The organism is Kitasatospora sp. NPDC059803, from assembly GCF_042732255.1.
Classification (GTDB): domain Bacteria; phylum Actinomycetota; class Actinomycetes; order Streptomycetales; family Streptomycetaceae; genus Kitasatospora.
In genome coordinates this window covers 2,034-5,234 of the sequence record NZ_JBHWIJ010000431.1, presented here as the reverse complement: position 1 = coordinate 5,234, position 3,201 = coordinate 2,034, and the positions used below count along the sequence as shown (strand labels likewise).

At 74.4% G+C, this 3,201-nt stretch carries 3 protein-coding genes; 2 read left to right on the top strand and 1 reads right to left on the bottom strand.

Annotation, left to right across the window (positions count from 1 at the left end):
- Window positions 1–94: 94 nt before the first annotated feature.
- Window positions 95–997, bottom strand: coding sequence for a LysR family transcriptional regulator (locus ACFV6I_RS37345; RefSeq protein WP_063350236.1), 903 nt, complete (start codon window positions 995–997; stop codon window positions 95–97).
- A 136-nt stretch (window positions 998–1,133) separates the two neighbouring features.
- Here ACFV6I_RS37345 and ACFV6I_RS37340 point away from each other — a divergent pair, with 136 nt between their 5' ends.
- Both ACFV6I_RS37340 and ACFV6I_RS37335 read left to right on the top strand, forming a co-directional pair.
- Complete coding sequence (locus tag ACFV6I_RS37340; RefSeq protein ID WP_380345679.1) at window positions 1,134–2,117, top strand: pseudouridine-5'-phosphate glycosidase; 984 nt, start codon at window positions 1,134–1,136, stop codon at window positions 2,115–2,117.
- 3 nt (window positions 2,118–2,120) lie between these two features.
- The gene (locus tag ACFV6I_RS37335) at window positions 2,121–2,999 is read left to right on the top strand and encodes a carbohydrate kinase family protein (protein WP_063350237.1); all 879 of its coding nucleotides are present in this window, start codon (window positions 2,121–2,123) and stop codon (window positions 2,997–2,999) included.
- Window positions 3,000–3,201 lie beyond the last annotated feature (202 nt).

Genomic DNA, 3,201 nt, shown 5'->3' with positions numbered 1-3,201 from the left:
ACAGTCTCTCCGCACCATACCCCCATCGCCACAACACGAGTCTGGCCCCGCCGCACACGCGGCGGGGCCAGAACCCAACATCTTCATCAGTCTTCTAGTCGACCTCCAGGGCCGCCGCCTCCTGCCGGATCAGGTCGCGCAGGGTGGCCAGCCGGGGTCGGCGGTCGTCCAGCCGCCACTGCATCTCCAGCGGCAGGGTGGCCCGGCCGTCCAGCCGGACGGTGGCCACGTCCTCGGTGAGGTGGCCGGTCATCGAGCCGGGCACCAGCGAGAACGCGCGGTTGCGGGCGAGCAGGTAGAGCCGGGAGCCGACGATCCGCGGCGGGCTGACCAGCACCGGCGGGTCGACGCCGTGGTCCGCGCACAGGCCGAGCACGTGGTCGTAGTAGCGCGGGTGCTGCTCGCGCGGCCACAGCAGCAGCGGCAGGTCGCGCAGTTCGCCGAGGCGCACGCTCGTCCGACCGGCCAGCGGGTGGTCCCGGCCGAGGGCGACCCGTACCGGCTCGTCGGCGATCCGCTCCAGCCGGTAGCCGGCCACCTCGTCGAGGAAGCGGCCGAGGCCGATGTCGGCGAGTTCGGCGGCCAGTGCGGTGGAGACCTGGCCGGTGTCGACGGCGACCTCGGCGGTGGTGAGCGCGGGCAGCTCCTGTTCGGCGCGGCTGACCACGGCGGGCAGCAGCCGGTTCACCACGCTGGGGGAGGCGACGATCCGGGCCGTCCCCAGCCGGGACTCCTCGTGCAGCCGCACCCGGGCCAGCAGCGTCTGGGCCTGCCCGAGCAGCCGGGCGCTCTCGGCGGCCATCACCTCGCCGGCCTCGGTCAGCGCCACCGAGCGGCGGCTGCGGTCGAAGAGCTCGACACCGACGGTCCGCTCCAGTCGGGCGACCTCCTGGCTGACCGTCGGCTGGGAGATGTGCAGCCGTTCGGCGGCCCGTCCGAAGTGCAGTGTCTCGGCGACGGTGAGGAAGACCTCAAGTTGACGCAAGGTGAAGCCCATGGCCCAAGCCTAAGTCAACTCATAGGCCAGAGCCTATGGAAAGCCCCAGGACTCATTCTGGATTCCGATGCGAACCGTCCATACGCTGAGCGACACGTTGCCCCACCGCAGTGGCATCTCACAGAGAGATCCGACCATGACCGGACTGCCCCCCAGCACCCCCGAAGCCGCCGGCTCCGCGCCGGCCACCCGTTCCGCGCGGGCCATCCACGTCTCCGAGGAGGTCGCGCAGGCCGTGGCCGACGGCCGGCCCGTGGTCGCGCTGGAGTCGACCATCTTCACCCACGGCCTGCCGCGCCCCCGCAACCTGGCCGTCGCGCTGGAGGCCGAGCGGCAGCTGCGCGAGGCGGGCGTCGTCCCGGCGACCATCGGCGTGCACGCGGGCGTACCCACGGTCGGTCTGAGCACTGAGCAGATCACCGAACTGTCCGCGACGGACGGCCTGGACAAGGTGAGCCTGCGCGACCTGCCGGTGGTCGCCGCGCTCGGCCGCCACGGCGGCACCACCGTCGCCGCCACCGCCTTCCTCGCCCACCGGGCGGGCATCCGGGTGTTCTCCACCGGCGGCCTCGGCGGCGTCCACTTCGGAGCCTCCGAGAGCTTCGACGAGTCGGCCGACATGACCACCCTGGCCGCCACGCCGGTCACCGTGATCAGCGCGGGCGTGAAGTCGATCCTCGACATCCGGGCCACCCTGGAGCGCTTCGAGACCTTCAACATCCCGGTCATCGGCTACCGCACCCGCAAGTACCCCGGCTTCTACGTCACCGACTCCGGCCACGAGATCAACTTCAGCGTCGAGTCGCCCGAGGAGGCCGCGCGGCTCATCGAGGCCCGCGACCGCCTCGCCCTGCCGCAGGCCGTCCTGATCGCCAACCCGGTGGACCCCGCCAAGCAGCTGCCGCCGGAGGAGCTCGACGGCATCCTGGAGCGCGCCTGGGCCGAGGCCGAGCGCCAGGGCGTCACCGGCAACGCCTCCACGCCGTTCCTGCTCGACCACATCCAGCGCGACACCCAGGGCCGCAGCCTGGAGGTCAACGTCGAGGTCTACCGGGGCAACGTCCGGCTCGGCGGCCAGATCGCGACCGCGCTGGCGGCCGCCGCCCGCAGCGGGGCCTGACCCGTGCTGGGGGTGCTCGGCGACCTCGTCGAGGACATCGTCGTCTGGGTCGACGGCCCGCTGCGGCACGGCACCGACTCCAGCGCCCAGGTCTTCCGGCGGCGCGGCGGCAGCGCGGCGAACGTCGCGAGCTTCGCCGCCGGTCAGTACCCGGCCCGGTTCATCGGCTGCGTCGGCGCCGACCCGGTCGGGGACGGCATCGTCGCCGAACTGACCGGGCACGGCGTGGACGTACGGGTCGCCCGGCGCGGCCAGACCGGCAGCATCGTGGTCCTGATCGACCAGGCCGGCGAACGGACCATGCTGCCCGACCGCGGCGCGGCCAAGCTGCTGGACCGGGTGCCGGACGAGTGGCTGGCCGGCCTGACCCACCTGCACGTGCCCGCCTACTCCTTCGACGGCGACCCGGTCGGCCGCTCCGCGGTGGACGCGCTGGTGCGGGTCCGGCGGGCGGGCGGCACCACCTCGGTGGACGCCTCCTCGACCGGCATGCTGGAGCAGTACGGGCGGGAGCGCTTCCTCGCCCTGCTGGCCGAGTTGGCGCCGACCTTCGTGTTCGCCAACCGGTCCGAGGCGGAGTACCTGGGCCTGCTGGTGGGCGGGCTGCCGGGGCCGGAGCGGGCCCGGCTGGCGGCCACCACCGTGGTCACCAAGGCCGGCGCCCAGGCGACCACCGTCGACGTGCCCGGGGACGCGCCGTTCACGGTGCCCGTGCCGCCGGTGAGCGAGGTGCGCGACCTCACCGGCGCCGGGGACGCCTTCGCGGCGGGATTCCTGGCCGGCTTCCTGGAGACCGGCGACCTGCACCTGGCCGCCGGCCTCGGGCACCGCAGCGCGGCCCGGGTGCTGGCCACGCCGGGGGCCTCGTTCGCGGAGCGGTGACCTCGTTCGCGGAGCGGTGGCCTCGGGGGCGGCGTCGGGCGGGCTCGGGGCGGTGTCGGGGCGGCGTTGAGGCTGCGTCGGGGCTGCGTCGGGGCTGAGTCGGGGTGGGCTCGGGGCGGCGTCGAGCTGACCGTGCGGTGGGCGGCCCCGGGCGGGGGGGGCGCCCCCCGCGGTGGGCGGCGGGGGGCGCAGCGCAGGGGCT